This is a genomic window from Pseudomonas sp. AKS31 (assembly GCF_023634765.1).
Classification (GTDB): Bacteria; Pseudomonadota; Gammaproteobacteria; order Pseudomonadales; family Pseudomonadaceae; genus Aquipseudomonas.
Genome location: NZ_JAMLFX010000001.1, coordinates 1231135 through 1247990, shown reverse-complemented (window position 1 = coordinate 1247990; position 16856 = coordinate 1231135). Strand labels below are relative to the sequence as shown.

Annotated in this window: 10 protein-coding genes; 7 read left to right on the top strand and 3 right to left on the bottom strand. The window is 56.7% G+C overall.

Translation table 11 applies throughout. From position 1 onward, the window contains the following. Positions 1–104 precede the first annotated feature (104 nt). The 3 genes from M9827_RS05585 to M9827_RS05575 all read left to right on the top strand — a co-directional run bounded on the left by M9827_RS05585 (position 105) and on the right by M9827_RS05575 (position 3507). On the top strand, positions 105–905 hold the full coding sequence (locus tag M9827_RS05585; RefSeq protein ID WP_250604064.1) for a glucose 1-dehydrogenase: 801 nt from the start codon (positions 105–107) through the stop codon (positions 903–905). After that, entirely contained in the window at positions 898–2724 is a 1827-nt protein-coding gene (locus M9827_RS05580) for a glycoside hydrolase family 15 protein (protein ID WP_250604062.1), read from the top strand. The genes M9827_RS05585 and M9827_RS05580 overlap by 8 nt, the downstream gene beginning before the upstream one ends. A gap of 393 nt (positions 2725–3117) precedes the next feature. Next, the gene (locus tag M9827_RS05575) at positions 3118–3507 is read left to right on the top strand and encodes a hypothetical protein (RefSeq protein ID WP_250604060.1); all 390 of its coding nucleotides are present in this window, start codon (positions 3118–3120) and stop codon (positions 3505–3507) included. Between the two features lies 1 nt (position 3508). Here the strand turns inward: M9827_RS05575 and M9827_RS05570 are convergent, their stop codons facing one another. Next, positions 3509–4492, bottom strand: coding sequence for a GlxA family transcriptional regulator (locus M9827_RS05570; protein WP_250604058.1), 984 nt, complete (start codon positions 4490–4492; stop codon positions 3509–3511). Positions 4493–4582: 90 nt separating this feature from the next. Here M9827_RS05570 and inhA point away from each other — a divergent pair, with 90 nt between their 5' ends. From inhA to M9827_RS05555, 3 genes are all read left to right on the top strand, one after another. Further along, positions 4583–5269, top strand: coding sequence for an isonitrile hydratase (gene inhA / locus M9827_RS05565; RefSeq protein ID WP_250604056.1), 687 nt, complete (start codon positions 4583–4585; stop codon positions 5267–5269). 230 nt (positions 5270–5499) lie between these two features. Next, on the top strand, positions 5500–6291 hold the full coding sequence (locus tag M9827_RS05560; protein ID WP_250604054.1) for a CPBP family intramembrane glutamic endopeptidase: 792 nt from the start codon (positions 5500–5502) through the stop codon (positions 6289–6291). 101 nt (positions 6292–6392) lie between these two features. Beyond that, positions 6393–7958 (top strand): methyl-accepting chemotaxis protein, encoded by a 1566-nt coding sequence (locus M9827_RS05555; protein WP_250604052.1) that lies wholly within the window; start codon positions 6393–6395, stop codon positions 7956–7958. Positions 7959–8766: 808 nt separating this feature from the next. On the opposite strand, the gene M9827_RS05550 is transcribed toward M9827_RS05555, so the two are convergent. Then, the gene (locus M9827_RS05550) at positions 8767–9132 is read right to left on the bottom strand and encodes a DUF6124 family protein (RefSeq protein WP_250604050.1); all 366 of its coding nucleotides are present in this window, start codon (positions 9130–9132) and stop codon (positions 8767–8769) included. 539 nt (positions 9133–9671) lie between these two features. Beyond that, a complete protein-coding gene (locus tag M9827_RS05545) occupies positions 9672–12539 on the bottom strand; it encodes an AAA family ATPase (protein WP_250604048.1) in 2868 nt (955 codons plus the stop codon). A gap of 273 nt (positions 12540–12812) precedes the next feature. Here M9827_RS05545 and M9827_RS05540 point away from each other — a divergent pair, with 273 nt between their 5' ends. Continuing rightward, positions 12813–16778: a DUF4365 domain-containing protein gene (locus M9827_RS05540; RefSeq protein WP_250604045.1), complete on the top strand. Its 3966-nt coding sequence runs from the start codon at positions 12813–12815 to the stop codon at positions 16776–16778. The last annotated feature ends 78 nt before the right edge of the window (positions 16779–16856 follow it).

Here is a 16856-nt window from a genome sequence, read left to right as displayed (position 1 = left end):
TGGCGAAACCGTCGGCGAAATCACCACAGCCTTTTCTGCCGAATGAACTCTCACTATTGGCAACCGGTCAGCTATGTAGGCCCTCACTCAAGGCGCGATTTTGCATGCATATTTCCCTCGCCCGACAAACAGCCCTGATCACCGGCGCCAGCTCCGGCATCGGCCAGGCGTGCGCCAAAGCCCTGGCCGATGCCGGCGCGGCAGTGGTCATCAACTACAACCGCCAGGCCGAACCTGCCGAAGCACTGGCCCGGCAAATCATCGCTGACGGTGGGCAGGCCATCGCCATTCGCGCTGATGTCTCCAAGGAAGACGAGGTGGAGCAACTGTTCTCGGCGGCCATCGATGCCTTTGGTTCGCTGGATATTCTGGTGGCCAACTCGGGTATGCAAAAAGATGCTGCCGTTGTGGATATGTCACTGGACGACTGGAACACGGTGATTGGCGTCAACCTCACCGGACAGTTCCTCTGCGCCCGCGCTGCCCTGCGGATTTTCAATCGCCAGGGCGTTCGCGAAGGTGTATCGCGCGCGGCCGGCAAGATCATCCACATGAGTTCGGTGCACCAGCGCATTCCCTGGGCCGGGCACGTCAATTACGCCGCGTCCAAGGGTGGCGTCGATCAGTTGATGCAGACCCTCGCGCAGGAAGTCAGCCACCAACGCATTCGTATCAACGGCGTCGCGCCGGGGGCGATTCGCACGGCGATCAATCAAGATGCTACAGAAGGCGCAGCCGGCGAGAAGCTGCTTGATCTGATTCCCTACGGGCGCATCGGCGACGCGGAAGACGTCGCCAACGCCGTGGTGTTTCTCGCCTCGGATGCCTCCGATTACATCGTTGGCACCACCCTGTTCATCGACGGCGGCATGAGCCTCTATCCGGAGTTTCGCGGCAATGGCTGAGCATCACCTGGAACGACAAAGCCCGATCGACGCCCACGGCATCATCGGCGACATGCGCAGTGCGGCACTGGTCAACGACCGGGGCAGCGTGGATTTTTTCTGCTGGCCGGAGTTCGACAGTCCATCGATTTTCTGTTCGTTGCTGGACACCCCGGACGCGGGGATTTTCCAGTTGGCGCCGGACTTGCCCGACGCCCGCCGCGAACAGATTTACCTGCCCGACACCAACGTTCTGCAAACCCGCTGGCTGAGTGAACGCGCCGTCGTCGAAGTCACCGATCTGCTGCCGGTGGCGGACAACGCCGATGACCTGCCACTGTTGATGCGTCGGGTGCGCGTGGTCAGCGGCGAAGCGACTTTCACGATGCGCTGCGCCGTGCGCCACGATTACGCCCGAGCCGACACCCGAGCTCAGATGGATCAACAAGACGTGACATTTAGCGCCTCCGGCCAACCGTCACTGCGCCTGGCTTCGGACCAGCCGATGCAGATCGACGCGCAAGCGGCGGTGGCACAATTCACGCTCAAGCAAAATGAAACGGCGGCGTTCATGCTCGGGGCGACTGATGATCCACGATTCGCCGAAGGCGCCGGACACTTGTGCATGGAACGCACATTGAAGTTCTGGCGCGACTGGATCGGCCAGTCGATTTACCGTGGACGCTGGCGGGAAATGGTCCACCGCTCCGCCCTCGCCCTCAAGCTGCTGACCTCGCGCAAACACGGCGCGATTCTCGCCGCCGCCACCTTCGGTCTGCCGGAAACCCCGGGCGGCGAGCGCAACTGGGATTACCGTTACACGTGGATCCGAGATGCCTCGTTCACGGTGTATGCCTTTATGCGCCTGGGCTTTGTCGGCGAAGCCAATGACTACATGCGCTGGTTGCGCGGACGGGTCAGCGATTGCTGCGGCAAGCCGATGAAGTTGAACATTCTCTACGCCATCGATGGCCGTCAGGAATTACCGGAAACCGAACTTGATCACTTGTCGGGACACGGCGACGCAAAACCGGTGCGCATCGGCAACGGCGCGTACGACCAGGTCCAGCTCGACATCTTTGGCGAGTTGATGGACGCCGTGTATCTGGTCAACAAATACGGCGACGCAATTTCCCACGAAGGTTGGCAACACGTGCGCGAAGTGGTCGATCAAGTCTGCGAGACCTGGCAGACCAAGGACGTCGGCATCTGGGAAATGCGCGGCGAGCAACACCACTTTCTGCATTCGCGGCTGATGTGCTGGGTGGCGCTGGACCGGGCCATTCGACTGGCTTCGAAGCGCTCGCTGCCGGCACCGTTTGCGCAATGGGACACGACCCGGCAGGCAATCTACGCGGATATCTGGGACAACTTCTGGGATGAAGAACGCGGGCACTTCGTCCAGTACAAGGGCGGCACGGCGCTGGATGGCTCGATGTTGTTGATGCCGTTGGTGCGCTTCGTCAGCGCCAAGGATCCGCGCTGGCTCTCCACTCTTGAGGCGATCGAAAAGACCCTGGTGCGCGACGGCATGGTTTACCGCTATCGCAATGACGACAGCAATATCGATGGCCTGGCCGGCACCGAAGGCGCCTTCGCCGCATGTTCGTTCTGGTATGTCGAATGTCTGGCTCGCGCCGGGCAAATTGAAAAAGCGCATCTGGAGTTTGAGCAATTGCTGCGTTATGCCAATCCGCTGGGCCTTTACGCCGAAGAATTCGACGCCCATGGCCGGCACTTGGGCAACACCCCGCAGGCCTTGACGCATCTGGCGTTGATCAGCGCGGCGAGTTTTCTCGACCGCAAGTTGAGTGGGGAAAAGAGTTATTGGCAGCCGTAATTGTCACCAAGCTCTGTAGGAAATAGTCCGCATCAACAGCCAATTGTAGGACTGACACCTACGCAAAAGCAGGCTCACTCCCACCCCCTATGGCGAGGGAGCTTGCTCTCGCCGGGTCGCGAAGCGGCCCTGAAACCTGCCTCCCCAATCCCATTGAAGCACCGGGTTGCCTGACTTTGCGTCTGCTGCGCAGCCGAGCGGGAGCAAGCCCCTCGCCACAGTTTTCACTCGCCAGAAGACTACAAGCGGTCAACATTCTCTGACCCGTGCATACGCTGCAACTCGCAGTCACACCCGGTAATACCCTGTTGCCAGCTGTTACATCCACCCCTACCATCCACCGCAACGGGCACAGCGGAGCTGTCCAATAAAACCCGAATTCAAGGAACCAGAATGACCCAGCATGTCCACCGCACCATCGACACGCCCCTTCGTAGCGGCCTGACCCGCGACCAACTCTGGGAAGCCGCGGACAAAGGCCTGATCAAATGCTGGGAAATCGGCCGCCAGCGCGCCACCCGCTTCCCCGACCTCGCGCAAAAATGCCTTGCCGGCGAACTGCCCGTGCTCGGCTGGAAAGGCGGCGTCAGTCGCAGCCTGAAGAAAAACGAAAAATTCGGCTCGCTGAAGTATCTGGCGCAGTGGCAAGGCTTGCGCGGTGAGGATCTGGATATTGCTTTGAGTGAAGAGCGTTCGCTGACGTGCTCGCGGACGAAGATGCGGGTGACGTTTACCCCGGATCGGAGCAAGTATTTCAATCAGGTGGCGGAAGCCGAGGTTTAACTCAAGGCATTACTGGATCTGTAGCAGCGCTGACCGAAAACCGCTCCCGATAAGCCTGCGGCGTTACGCCAATCGCTCGCAGAAAACTTCGGCGCAACGTCTCTTCACTGCCAAACCCGCAATTGGCGGCGATGCGTTTGACCGGCAAACCTGTGTCACTGAGCAATCGCCGGGCGGTTTCGACGCGGATCAATTCAATCGCCCGCGCCGGGGTCTGGCCGGTGTCGGCGCGGTAGTGGCGGACGAAACTGCGTTCGCTCATGCCGGCCTGCTCGGCCAGGGTCGGAACGCCGAGGTCGCAAGTGAGATTCTCGGCGATCCACGCGTGCAGTTCATCAAAGCGATTGCCCTGATTCTGCAACGACAAAGTCACGCTGAATTGCGATTGCCCGCCCGGGCGTTTGAGGAACACCACCAGATGGCGGGCGACGTCCAGGGCGATGTCGCTGCCCAGATCCTCTTCAACCATCGCCAGCGCCAGATCGATGCCAGCGGTCACCCCCGCAGAGGTCCATACCGGGCCGTCGTTGATGAAGATCGGATTGGCCTCGACGCGCAAATTCGGATGTTGCTGCGCCAGTTGCTCGCAACGAGTCCAGTGGGTAACCACGCGGCGGCCATCGAGCCAGCCACTGGCCGCCAGCAAAAAAGCCCCTGTGCACACCGAGGCCACGCGTCGGCATTTCGCTCCATGTTCGCGTACCCAATCCACCAGAAGCACGTCTTCAGCGGCAGGATAAATGCCCCAGCCACCGGCGATGATCAACGTATCGCTGGGCGCTTCTGGCAACGGTTCGGCTAATACCGCCAGACCCGCCGAGGACATCACCGCCCCGCCGCCGCTGGCAATCACGCTCGGCGCGTACGGGATCGGCAAACCGCGCTGGCGGGCGATGTCGTTGGCCGAAGCAAACACCTGCAACGGCCCGGTGACGTCGAGAATCTGCATGTTGGCAAACGCGAGGACATGAATGGTTTTGGGCATTTGGCGTAATTCGTGGGGATATTGGCGTATGCGCCAGAACCTACGCGCCTACAGTGAAGCCGTCCACCCCTTTTTCATGGAGCAAGAACAATGACGCTGCAGATCGGTTTTCTGTTGTTCCCGCAAGTTCAGCAACTCGACCTGACCGGACCGTACGACGTGCTCGCCTCGTTGCCGGGCGTGCAGGTGCATCTGATCTGGAAAGATTTGATGCCGGTTACCGCCAGTACCGGTCTGTTGCTGAAGCCGACGACCACGTTCGAGGATTGCCCGGCTCTTGATGTGATCTGCATTCCCGGTGGCGGCGGTGTCGGGCCGTTGATGGAAGACGCGCAGACGCTGGACTTCATCAAACGCCAGGCCCTTCAGGCGAAGTACGTGACATCGGTGTGCACCGGCTCGCTGGTACTCGGCGCGGCGGGTCTGCTGCAAGGCAAACGCGCGACCACGCATTGGGCGTATCACGATCTGCTGCCAACACTGGGCGCGATCGCGGTGAAGGATCGGGTGGTGCGTGACGGCAATCTGTTTACCGGTGGCGGGATTACGGCGGGGATCGACTTTGCTCTGGTGCTGGCGGCGGAATTGTTCGATGCCGACACGGCGCAACTGGTGCAGTTGCAGCTGGAATATGCACCAGCGCCGCCGTTCAACTCGGGCAGCCCGGAGACTGCGCCGAGTGCGATTGTCGATGAGGCTCGCCTGCGTGCCGCGCCATCGCTGAAGTTGCGCACGGAAATCACCGAGCGTGCGGCCGTGAAACTCAACTTGCACTGATTTCCAGCCATCCACAAAACCCTGTGGGAGCTGGCTTGCCAGCGATAGCGGTGGACCAGTCTATAAAGATGTCGGCTGAACAGGCCTCATCGCTGGCAAGCCAGCTCCCACAGGTAACGGGGTTGACCACAGGTTTGTTTGTCGTCCCCACTTCCCGCCTCACCTTCACTTGTCCCCCGCCGCTCGTCCGTGTAGAAAGCCCTTCCACAAAATTTGCACAGGGACTTTCGATGAAGGCTTTGCCATGGCTCTATCTGGCGCTTCTCAGCCTCGGTTATGGATGGGCGCTGAGTTATGGCCACCTCGGCTGGCTGGCGCTGATTTCCATTGGGCTGCTGGTGTTCGCCGGTTTTGCGGTGCGCCAACAACAGGTGCCGGTCGCACGTTTTCTAGGCCATGGTCTGTTTATCGTGCTGGCCGTGGCGCTGGCTCTGCACTGGCTGCCGGGGTTCGCCAACGGTAGAGCGATTGATCCGCAGCGCTTCACCGACAACGCCGTGCCGTTCGCGATGTACCTGAACCTCGACAAACCGCTGGTTGGCTTCTGGCTGTTACTGGTGTGTCCGTGGATTGTCGGGCGACGTTCGTTGCGCCTGAGCGTCTACGCCACCGCCCTCGCCCTGACCTTGTGCGCGGTTCTCGCCCTCGGCGGCGCGCTGTTGCTGGGCGTGATCGCCTGGGCACCGAAGTGGCCGGATCAGGCGTGGTTGTGGGTGCTGAACAATCTGCTGCTGGTGACCTTGGTCGAGGAAGCGCTGTTTCGCGGATATATACAGGGCGGTCTGAGTCAGCGCTTCAAACACCTGCCTTACGGCGAAAACCTCGCCCTGCTGTTGGCCTCGTTGCTGTTTGGCCTGGTGCACGCAGGCGCAGGCTGGACCTGGGTGTTACTGGCGGGTCTGGCGGGTGTCGGCTATGGTCTGGCCTACCGTTTTGGCGGGCTCGGCGCGGCGATCGCCACGCATTTCGGGCTGAACCTGCTGCACTTCGGCCTGTTCACTTATCCGATGCTCGCTGGCTGAAGCAAGCGCCGTTTTGCGACGCTGTGCTGATTATTGAAAAAAAATTTCAATAAAAAGCTGTCACCGCCGACAACCTTTCAAAGCCTTGCGGATTGAAAAACATGCGTAACAACCAGCCCATTACACAACGCGAACGGACTTTCCCGGCTCAGCAGCGGTTGATTTCCACAACCGATGCCAAGGGCGTGATCACCTACTGCAACGACGCTTTCGTCGAAATCAGCGGGTTTTCGCGTGAAGAACTGATCCGTGCGCCGCACAACCTGGTCCGTCACCCAGACGTTCCGGCGGCGGTGTTTTCGCACATGTGGGGCACACTGAAACAAGGCTTGCCATGGATGGGCATTGTCAAGAATCGCTGCAAATCCGGTGACCACTACTGGGTGAACGCCTACGTGACTCCGGTGTTCGATGGCAGTCAGGTGATCGGTTACGAGTCGGTGCGGATCAAACCCACCGCCGAACAGATCCGCCGTGCCGAAGCGCTCTACCAACGCATCAACCAAGGCAAGTCGGCGATCCCTTCCAGCGATAAATGGCTGCCAGTGCTTCAGGACTGGCTGCCGTTCATTCTGGTCAGCCAACTGAGCTTCGTGATCGGCGCGACCCTCAACTCGCACTGGGGCTTCGCCCTCGCGGCCGGTTTGTCGGTGCCACTGGGCCTGATGGGCCTGCAATGGCAGCAACGCGGGCTCAAGCGCCTGCTGCGCCTGGCCGAACAGACCACCTCCGACCCGCTGATCGCACAAATGTACACCGACAGCCGTGGCGCCCAGGCGCGTCTGGAAATGTCCATCCTCAGCCAGGAAGCGCGCCTGAAAACCTGCCTAACCCGTCTGCAGGACACTGCCGAACACTTGACCGATCAGGCCAAGCAGTCCGACCGACTGGCACACAGCAGCTCGACCGGCCTGGAACGTCAGCGGGTGGAAACCGAACAGGTCGCCACCGCCGTCAACCAGATGGCCGCGACGACTCAGGAAGTCGCCAGCCACGTGCAGCGCACCGCCGACGCGACTCAGGAAGCCAATCGCCTGACCGGTCGCGGTCGTGACATCGCTGGGGAAACCCGCGAAGCCATTCAGCGTCTGTCCGTCGTCGTGGGTGAAACCGGCCTGACCGTCACTCAACTGGCCAAGGACAGCGACGAAATCGGCGGCGTGGTTGACGTGATCAAAGGCATCGCCGACCAGACCAACCTGCTCGCACTGAACGCTGCGATTGAAGCCGCGCGTGCCGGCGAAATGGGCCGTGGTTTCGCGGTAGTGGCCGATGAAGTTCGCCAACTGGCGCAACGCACCAGCGAATCGACCGGGCAGATTCATGCCCTGATCGCCAAGTTGCAGCAGACAGCTTCAAGCGCCGTGCAGACCATGGAAGCCGGGCATCGTCAGGCTGAAGAAGGTGTAGCGCGGGTGCTGGAAGCGGATCAGGCGTTGGTCGGGATCAGTGAAGCGGTGGCCAACATCACCGACATGACCACGCAGATTGCTGCGGCGACGGAAGAGCAAAGTGCGGTGGCTGAAGAGATCAGCCGCAACATCAGCAATATTTCGGAACTGGCGGATCAGACCTCCGAGCAGGCGCATAACTCGGCGTTGTTGAGTGAAGAACTGACGAAGACGGCGAATACGCAGTACTCGTTGGTGGAGCGGTTTAACCGCTAAAAGCAAAAGATCGCAGCCTTCGGCAGCGCCTACAGGAACATGCATTCCAATGTAGGAGCTGCCGAAGGCTGCGATCCTTTGATCTTCAAAGCCCGGACGGCGAAAGCTTCCGGGTTTTTTGTTGCTTGTCTGAAAGTGATGGTGCTTGGCAGACCGCTTTCGCGAGCAGGCTCGCTCCTACATTGGATCTGTGGTGATCACAGATTATGTGTCCGACGACAATCCCCTGTGGGAGCGAGCCTGCTCGCGATGAGGACATCTCTGCCAACGACGATCTCGCTCAAGCAATGCAGACACTGCCTACAACTGCGCCAGAATGCGCCGACTGGTGCTTGATGAAGCCAGGTTCTATCGTTTGCCGGTAGCTACTCAACCACGCAGACCGGCCAGCATGAATACAACCCCCGCCCGAAAACCCGCAAAACAGAAAGTTCGTGATGAGCTGACATTCCATGATGTTCGACAAGCTGCGCGTGATGGTCAGAAAGTGTTCGATAAATTTGTGATCACTGGCAGGCTAACCATTACCTAGTAAATCAAAAAGATCGCAGCCTTCGGCAGCTCCTACAGGAACATGCATTCCAATGTAGGAGCTGCCGAAGGCTGCGATCCTTTGATCTTCAAAGCCCGGACGGCGAAAGCTTCCGGGTTTTTTGTTGCTTGTCTGAAAGTGATGGTGCTTGGCAGAGCGCTTTCGCGAGCAGGCTCGCTCCCACTTTGGAACGTAGTGGGATCACAGATTTGTGTCCGACGACAATCTCCTGTGGGAGTGAGCCTGCTCGCGAAGAGGCAATAACAGCCAGCGAAATTATTGAGGCAACTTCAGCTTATCCAGCAGCCGATTAACCAACAATTCGTTGAGCATGATCACCTGTTGCAGCGCCAGCAGCGGTTTGCGCTCCGGGCCGCCGATTGAGTTGGCGATATTGCCGGCCATGGCATGGGCGTATGAAAGCGACTCGCTCGCCTCGACCAGCAGGGTTTCGTCATCCAGCGTGGGATCGACGAGATAGACGGGGCGAAACTTGGGTGAGCTTGGCGGGGCCGCCAGGTCTTCGGGTTTGAGGTAGTAGTCGAGGGCGCGGTCGATTGCTTCTTTGACCTTTTTCGGGCTGAGCGCGGGGTCGTGAGGGATTGGATCGTTAACGGGCGGATTTGGCGTGATTTTGAACATAGGTGTAACTCCAGTTTCGAATATTAGGAGCCATCACCCTCGCTACCAAACGAGTGGGTGGTGGCCATACGTGGGTTGGTAGACCGGTCGAAACGGGAAACCCGGCGCTCACGAATGAGCCCCACGCATGTCCACCATAAAAATCTGAGCCCCCAAAAAAGGGACTGCATACGGTGACACCATACGGTTTCGAAGCGGGCTACCAAACCCGATCACTGTTTTCCAGTGACAGGGAAACGATACAACCCACCTCATAGCCGCGTAAGCAGGCGGATTCTGGCGTACGCGTAGGCAACGACGCAAGGTGTTGTAGCCCTTATGGCGTAACGGTTCGTGTACTTTAAACGTGGTCGCGCGATCATGTTTATGCGCTGGAAATGCTGGGATTGGGGAGCTTTCAGTTTTTGTGGCGTGTCAGTGAGATCTTCCCCCTCACCCGAGCTCTCCTCCCGTGGGAGAGGAGACTTATTGAGCTAAAGCCCCCTGGAATCTCAGGGAGAATCGAATTAGCTAGATAAACGAACTAACCTTTCAGGGCACTAGGCAGGCGGCAACTCAGCGGGCAGCTCCCCTGCTCGCTCGCGGTCAGCCATGCTCACTACACAGCGCTCGATGAACTGAAGCTCCTGGGTGAGCTCAAGGGCGCGCTTTTCCAGCGCCTTCAACCCTGCCTGATGTTCTTTCTGCACCTCTTCAGGTGCTCTGGCGAGTCCTGCTAATTTCCTGCGGCCCTTCTCGACTTTCTCATTCACCTCTGCAAGGTACCTTTCTCCGGACTCCTTCTTTTTGTCCATGAAAAGCTGACATTCCAGGAAACGGATCGCGTCGTAGATTTTCGAAACCTCACCACTGGTCTTGGAGTGCACAAAGTTCAGGCTTCCTTCATCAAAGGCATGGTGTTCTTGGTTTTGGCCACCCCAGTTCACCAGATCATTCTTGATGAAATTGAAATACGATAGGTCATAGTCAATGAAGGGCTCCACCAGCTTGAAGGTGTGCTCCAGGCTCACCTGCAGGTACATACTCTTCTTGAGCTGAGATTTGTTGAAGTTCGCGGTGACCTGGACGCCGTTTTCAATGCAGAACTCCAGCACCATGGACTCGAACCAGATCCGGCAATACAGCAATGCTTGCCGAACGTCGAAGACCGTCAGCGCCAGATGCACCTTTTTCTGAAAACCACCTGCGTGATCAATGACCACGATGCCTTTGTTCGTGTAGCTAAGCACATGGTTTGCGTGCTGGTCGCATTGAGGATGACGGTCAGCGATGATGCAAAAGCGCTCCCAGAAGAGGCGATCATGGGTGGTCACCACCATCTGGATCCGACGCAGGTAAGTATCATTGAAAAACAGATCAATGATGTTGGATCGGTGATCCGTGTCGATCGCATTGACGACGTCATCAAAGACGATGAGCGGAAAATTGTTTTTTTCCGCCATCGCCAGAAGAATCGATAAGCCCAATGCCCTCAGATGCCCCTCGCTGAGCACAGCAAACGCATCCAGCGGAGATCCGTCCACGTTGGTGATCCTGATCCGGTAGCTCTCCGTGAGCTTTTCAAAGGCCAGTGTCCGTATCTGCTCATGGTCATCGTCATGGTTATTGATCGCTCGGTAGTACTCGGCAGCCTTGGCTTCGATCCCTGTAATGCGCGCTTTTTCGAGCTCTAACTTATAACCCAGCAGATCGCCATACAGTGTCCGGTATTCAACCTCAAGATCCTTGAGCAACTGGTTGTAGTGACTGTTATCCACAGAATCGTTGAGCAAAACCGTTCTCTGCCCCATAAAGGCAAGCATCCTGTTATTGGCGGTTTTGAATTCGTTTTCTGCACGGGTTTTGATATCGAACTGCCGCTTTAACGATTCATCTACCTTCTTGAGGTGTTCGATGAGTTCATCGAGACGGGCCGCTTGAACTTCTGCCTGGTCAACCTCTCTCCGCTTACGCTCGCATGTGCGCAGATAGGCCTGGATTTGGGTTGTACTGTCAGCACAGAGCGCGATGAAAGCATTGAGGACAGACGCCGCCACTGTAGAGCGATCAGTAGCCGTATGGAATTCTGTGAGCACCGTTTCCAACGCTTCCATCGCCAGTGGACAAGGTACACCAGCGTAAACATTACCTTTCAAGGAACTGATCTCAGTAGCGATCCTTGAAGCCCACAGGACAACTTGAGCATCATTTCTCAGCTTGGATTGCTTCAGGGCCTCCAATGCTCCGAGCGTTTTGATCTGGTCGCGAGCTCTTTCAAACGGGTTCACCGTGACATGGTCAAGTGGCGTCAAACAGGCAGGACAGGTCTGCTCAGACTGTTGTTCAATGGCTTCCAAGGCTTCAAAAACAGCGCGATAGTTAACGTCACTGGCCCTTTGCAGAAAAATTGTTTCGATCTGAGCTCTGCGGTTGAGCAACCGCTTGGCGATGGCAGAAGTACGTGCAACACCTTTTATAGGAATGACCACTGGTGCTTTGGCCGCTCGCAGTCGCTCGGCCCCACGGATGTGAATGTCTATCGTTTTGCGCAGCCGCTGTACCTTTGGACGAATTTCGAAATCCTGATCAGGCCGCAGTCCCAAGAGCTTACAGATTTCCGAAATCGCGGCTTGAAGATCTGCCCTGTGCTTGCTCCGCTGTTGACCTAGTTCTGTTTGAGCGCGTTCAAGGTTCGTCAGTGCCTCGGCTTGGTCGGCACGCATAAATGCTTTGAGTGTAAAGCTTTCAGGGCGGACGAAACGAGAAATGACTTCTTGGAGCTCTTCTAAGCCGAACAAGGTGGCCAAAACATCACTTTCGCCACTGCCTGTGTCCTTGGAGCCCAAGAGCGAAAATTCCTGAAGGCGATTGCGATCAATGAAACAACTCGACCAACTGATACTAGGCGTAATTTTGAGCTTATTCGTTCCTATGAGGGCGAGCTGAGGCTTGTTTTCCCCACGTGCAATGTACTGTTTGACCTTGGTCTTGCGCCTGGCTGCTTCCTTGATGTCCCCAGTGGTGCAAATTTCGATGGCTTCGCAGAGCGATGATTTACCGCCACCATTGGGCGCGTAGAAAATGTTTTTCCGTTTACTGAATCGAATAAACGTGCCCTTATCGTCGGCGCCAAACTCCCCAAAGCCACGGAAATTCTTGACGCGAAGGTTATCCAACGCCCCCAAGCCCGAGGGTGGTATTCGATCCAGTTCCGGCCTTTTATCGAGCACTTTCTTGAAGCGAGCAGCGACACGTTGGTAGTTGCGACCCAGCAGCTGATTCGACGCCGTGGTGATTTGTGATTTGATGTGGTCGGAGTAGCGGCCTTTGTTTTGGTCAGCCTGATAGATACACCAGAGAAGCACCAAGTAAGCATCAGTGCGCCCCTCAAGGTTCTGCCTTGCAAAACTTAAAAGGTACTGACTCATCGCTCGTCCTCCCTGATAAACATCAGCGTAACCGGACTGGCATCAAGAAGCCATTACCAGGTGCTCTGGAAAGGCGGGAGCTCGGATAACCTTGGACAGTCTCGTGCAAGACTGGTATGCGCCCAACCTGTCTCTTAGCCCAAATACAAAGATATTGATCCCGTAGTCTGATCCCAAGCCCTGTTTAGAGGGCTGTATACTCCTGAAAAAAATGCACCGAGAAACGCATCTTTACGCCATCAGCGCCCTTTTAGATTATGCCGAGGAAGCACCATGCCAGTTGACGGGCCTTTACCTGGGACGGGGGATCAGCACGACATCAATGCCGACGCAACACGTTGCCTGATGGCTCGTCATCCCAAGGATTGGAGATTGCAAAGCCTGGAAGGGACGGACGACTATGGCTATGACTTCCAAGTGCAGACCACGCCCAATCAACGCGCGACGGATATTTTCCGTATCCAACTTAAAGGCACCCGCTCTCCAAACCTGACGGAGGATGGCGATTACATTTCGGTCACTCTGAAAGCCACCACTGTCCGCTATTACGCCCGAGCCGTTGAACCAGTGCTCTTAGTAATCTGCGACCTTTCGGTAAACGAAGATCCTGTTGACTGCCCCCTTTACTACGTCTGGCTCAGGGATGAGCTGATCCGCATCACCGTCGATGATCTGTCTCCCGAACAGAAATACGTCAATCTTCGCGCGCCAACAAAGAACATTCTGAAAAGAACTACAGATCTTTCCGAGAGCATTCGCCACCAGAACGAACTGTCTCACGTGGGGCACATCCTGAGCCAGCGCGCGGAGCAAACCCACCCTGGGATGCAAGCAGATGACCGCTTAACCTTGGTTCAGGGTGTGGTAAAAGGCGTGGCTGCAAGGGGGGCTGCCCTGATGAACGCCTTAGCAGGCTCAACCGAAGACTACTGGGTCAACCCAGCTCGGGACACGCTTGCCTGGAATCTGACTCAGGCCAAGGCAGATCTACGGGTAACTGCGCTGGATCGAGCAAAGATACAGCTCGACGAGGCAGAGCCCAAGCTCGAAGAATCGACCACCCTTGAGCGCGCAGAATATTGGCGTCTACGTGGCAACTGGCAGGTTCAAACAGGGGATAACCAAGCGGCTGCATCTTCATACCAGAACGCGTATCAGGCAACGCCTTTGCCCAAGTACCGAGCCGCTTGGGTAGAAGCAGAGATCCGCATCAGATTTGAAAACGATAGCGAATCCCTTGCAGAACTGCATGATCTACTGGAGGGTGAAGACCCAATATTCATTGCCGTTCGTTCCCGGCTACACGCGGTGCAAGGGCATTACGAGCTGGCAGTTGAGCTGGCTGATTTACTTCCAGAGCCTCAACGGTCTTTCGCCAGAGCGTTTGCACATTGGTTGTCTGACGAGCCTGCAAATGCCTTGGCGGACTGCGAGGCGGGCCTTGAATCCTGCGAGGGGTCCGCTGACATACGCGAACTATTGCTTTTGCTTAGAGCCCGAGCCAAATTTGCCCTCGCGGTGGCCACCGCCACTACGCAGCGACGTGAATCTATCCCACCAGCAGGTCTTCCGGGTGTAGACCTTCAAAAGCTTGAAGAGGCTTGGGCTGCGATTAACGACGCTGTCTTGTTCATAAAGGCATCAGGCTGGGGTTCCAACATAGAGCAGCTCGTCGACATATGGGGGGCTACAGCTTCGGCACTCGGCAAGGCAGAGTCGATACTTGCAGACCTGAAGGATGCTGCGCAGAAACGTCCGGACTTGCCCCATATCCATGAGGTCTTACGGGGCATTGCGGGTCAGTTGTCGGACTTCACCCTCGCGTTGTCGGCAAATGATCAGTTGCCCGACTCACCAGACAAGCATATCTGGAACACGCTTTTGCTCTATGAGACCCGTAAATTCCGGGCATGCTACCAAAGCTTCAGCGCATACATCGACAACGTGGATCGCAGCCATTCCCTGTTTGGGTCGGCTGTCACCGCAGCCTCTATTTCTGCTCACAAATCAGTTCAGCCTGGCCACGTAAAACAGTGGATGGGCCTGCTCGAATCAGATCCTGATCTAGCCCCCCAAGCCGCCCTCGCACATTTTTATCTCCAGTTGGAAATCAGCAGGTTGGCCAAAGATGAGGCTTTGAGGTCGCTGCAGGCCAGGTATGAGGAACTGGATCGGCCCGTGAGCATTGCACTCACACTCATCCACGAGCTTGATCCTACCGACCCGGAAAGTGCGATGGAGTGTGTTCGACTCTCCGAAAAAATAACTGAGCACTATGTACTCTCGCCTGCGATGGCTGCGCGCCTCGGGATGGCGTTAGTGACTTTGAAAGATTGGCAGGGCCTCGTAGAACTGTGTCAAAGCAATAGAGTCCGCGTTGAATCTGGTGATCGAATGGGAGCCTTCGAGGCATTGGCACTTGATCATCTAGGCGAAACGGAAAAAGCCCGCGATCGGTTGTTGAAAATTGTAGCTACAGGATCCGACGACCCACTAGCTCTAAACACCTATGTCACGATCGCCACTCGTTGCGGCTACGTCGATGACGCAGTAGAGGCGGCGGAAAGGGCTCTCGAAACAGCGAAGTCCAAAGGGGAACAGTTGGAGTTCGTGAAGTTACTGTTTTTTCTCATTCAGTTTTCCGACCCAACGAGCGACAGGCTATTGGAGTTGGCCTTGCGAGCAGGCGAACTGGTGGATCAGAGCGTAGAGAGCCAGGAAGGTACCTACTTGATGATGCATCTGAGTGGCACTCTGGGTGGACGCAGTGACATCGACCTTGCAAAGGATAGAGAGCAATTCCGAACACGCGCCGATGCATTCTTCAGAAACTTCCCAAATTCCCGGATGCTCTGGAAAGGCGAGGTTCGAGAGGGTGCCTCTGGCAAAGAGTTGGTTGAAAGTCTGAAAGCACTTATTGGACTGACGCCCGGCAGAGAAGCGTTCCAGAAACGGCTGGAGCGGTCCTTACAGCAGGGATTAAACACCATCCCTTTCTCATGGCGCCCGCGACTGGTCCTGTCCTGCATTTCCGATATCGTACATCTGTGGGAAGTTGCCAAGGTGTCCAGCCGGGATGATCGCCAGTATCACCTAGTGATGGTTAACGATATTGGTTGGCAACCGACCGGTGCCGATGCCCTGCGCAAGCGAGTGCCTTTGCTGGATTGGACAGCGCTGTTAGTCCTCAACGACTTGGGGCTGATCGACGCTGCCATCACTTTCTTCGGTCAAATCGCAGTGGCCAGAGCCACGATGGAGGAGCTTGCCGAGTTCACGAATCCTATATTCGGAAGTCCAATGCGAAGCAAATGTTTGGACCTACAAAACGCCTTGAAACCCCACCTCGCTTCGATCCTCCAACCCTCCGCTCCAGAGGAAGCAAGCGAAACACCGCCCTCTAAAGTCATTGGGCGAAGCAACAGCGAAATGGCGGAGATATGCGCAAAAGAGCCAGAACGTTACAGACTCTATTCTGATGACGAAGCGCTGCGCATATTTTGTGCCGCAGGTTCCGAGGTCGATGGCTTCTGCACGCTTGACGTCTTGGCCGCACTGACAGAGGTGGGGCGGCTCTCACCACTTGAAAAAGCGGGCAAAATTGCGCAGCTATGCGAATGGCGGGTCGGAGTCATCGTACAGCTACCCGAAATTGTGCAGTTACTCCCTCCGGCAGCCTTTACTGCACGAACCGTACGTCAAGGCGTAGAAATCCTTGACGCAGAACCTAAGTTCATTTCGGTTATCTCGGCGGTCTGGGATTTCCGCGCGCCCTTTGATAAAGCTTTGGAGCATGCTGCATCGGTGCTACGTGCATTGATGGAGCAGGCTCTACTTCCTGAAATTGGGCTAGCTGCGTTGATGCGACACTGGCATGTCAAAGCAGCCATGAAAAATGATGCCCCTGATCAGGCCCTTGAGACCATAGTCATTTTGATCATCACCGCCGCACTTCTGGGGCATTTGCAGGAGGCTTGCGCCAAACGACTCTGGGCGGTTTACAGATTGTTGGTCGAGTCTCACCATGGTGACCATATGGATGAGCGTCTTGAGAATGTTGCGATCCGGTTGCTCGGTTCGAAATGTGCTCAGTTGGAATCCGTAGCGGCTGGCGAAGGGTTGCGAATCTTTACAGAGCTCAATGAGAGCCTAACGAAGGGCACGACTGACCAGTCCGAGTTCGCCGACGCTTACACCACAGCACGAATAGCGGCACAAAGCCCCAAATTCGGACGATGAGTGCGGGGTCGAAAACGCTAGACGCTGCGCTATGTAGCTTCAATATTGTCGAGGCTAGGCGCCTCGCGGGTCGGAGCA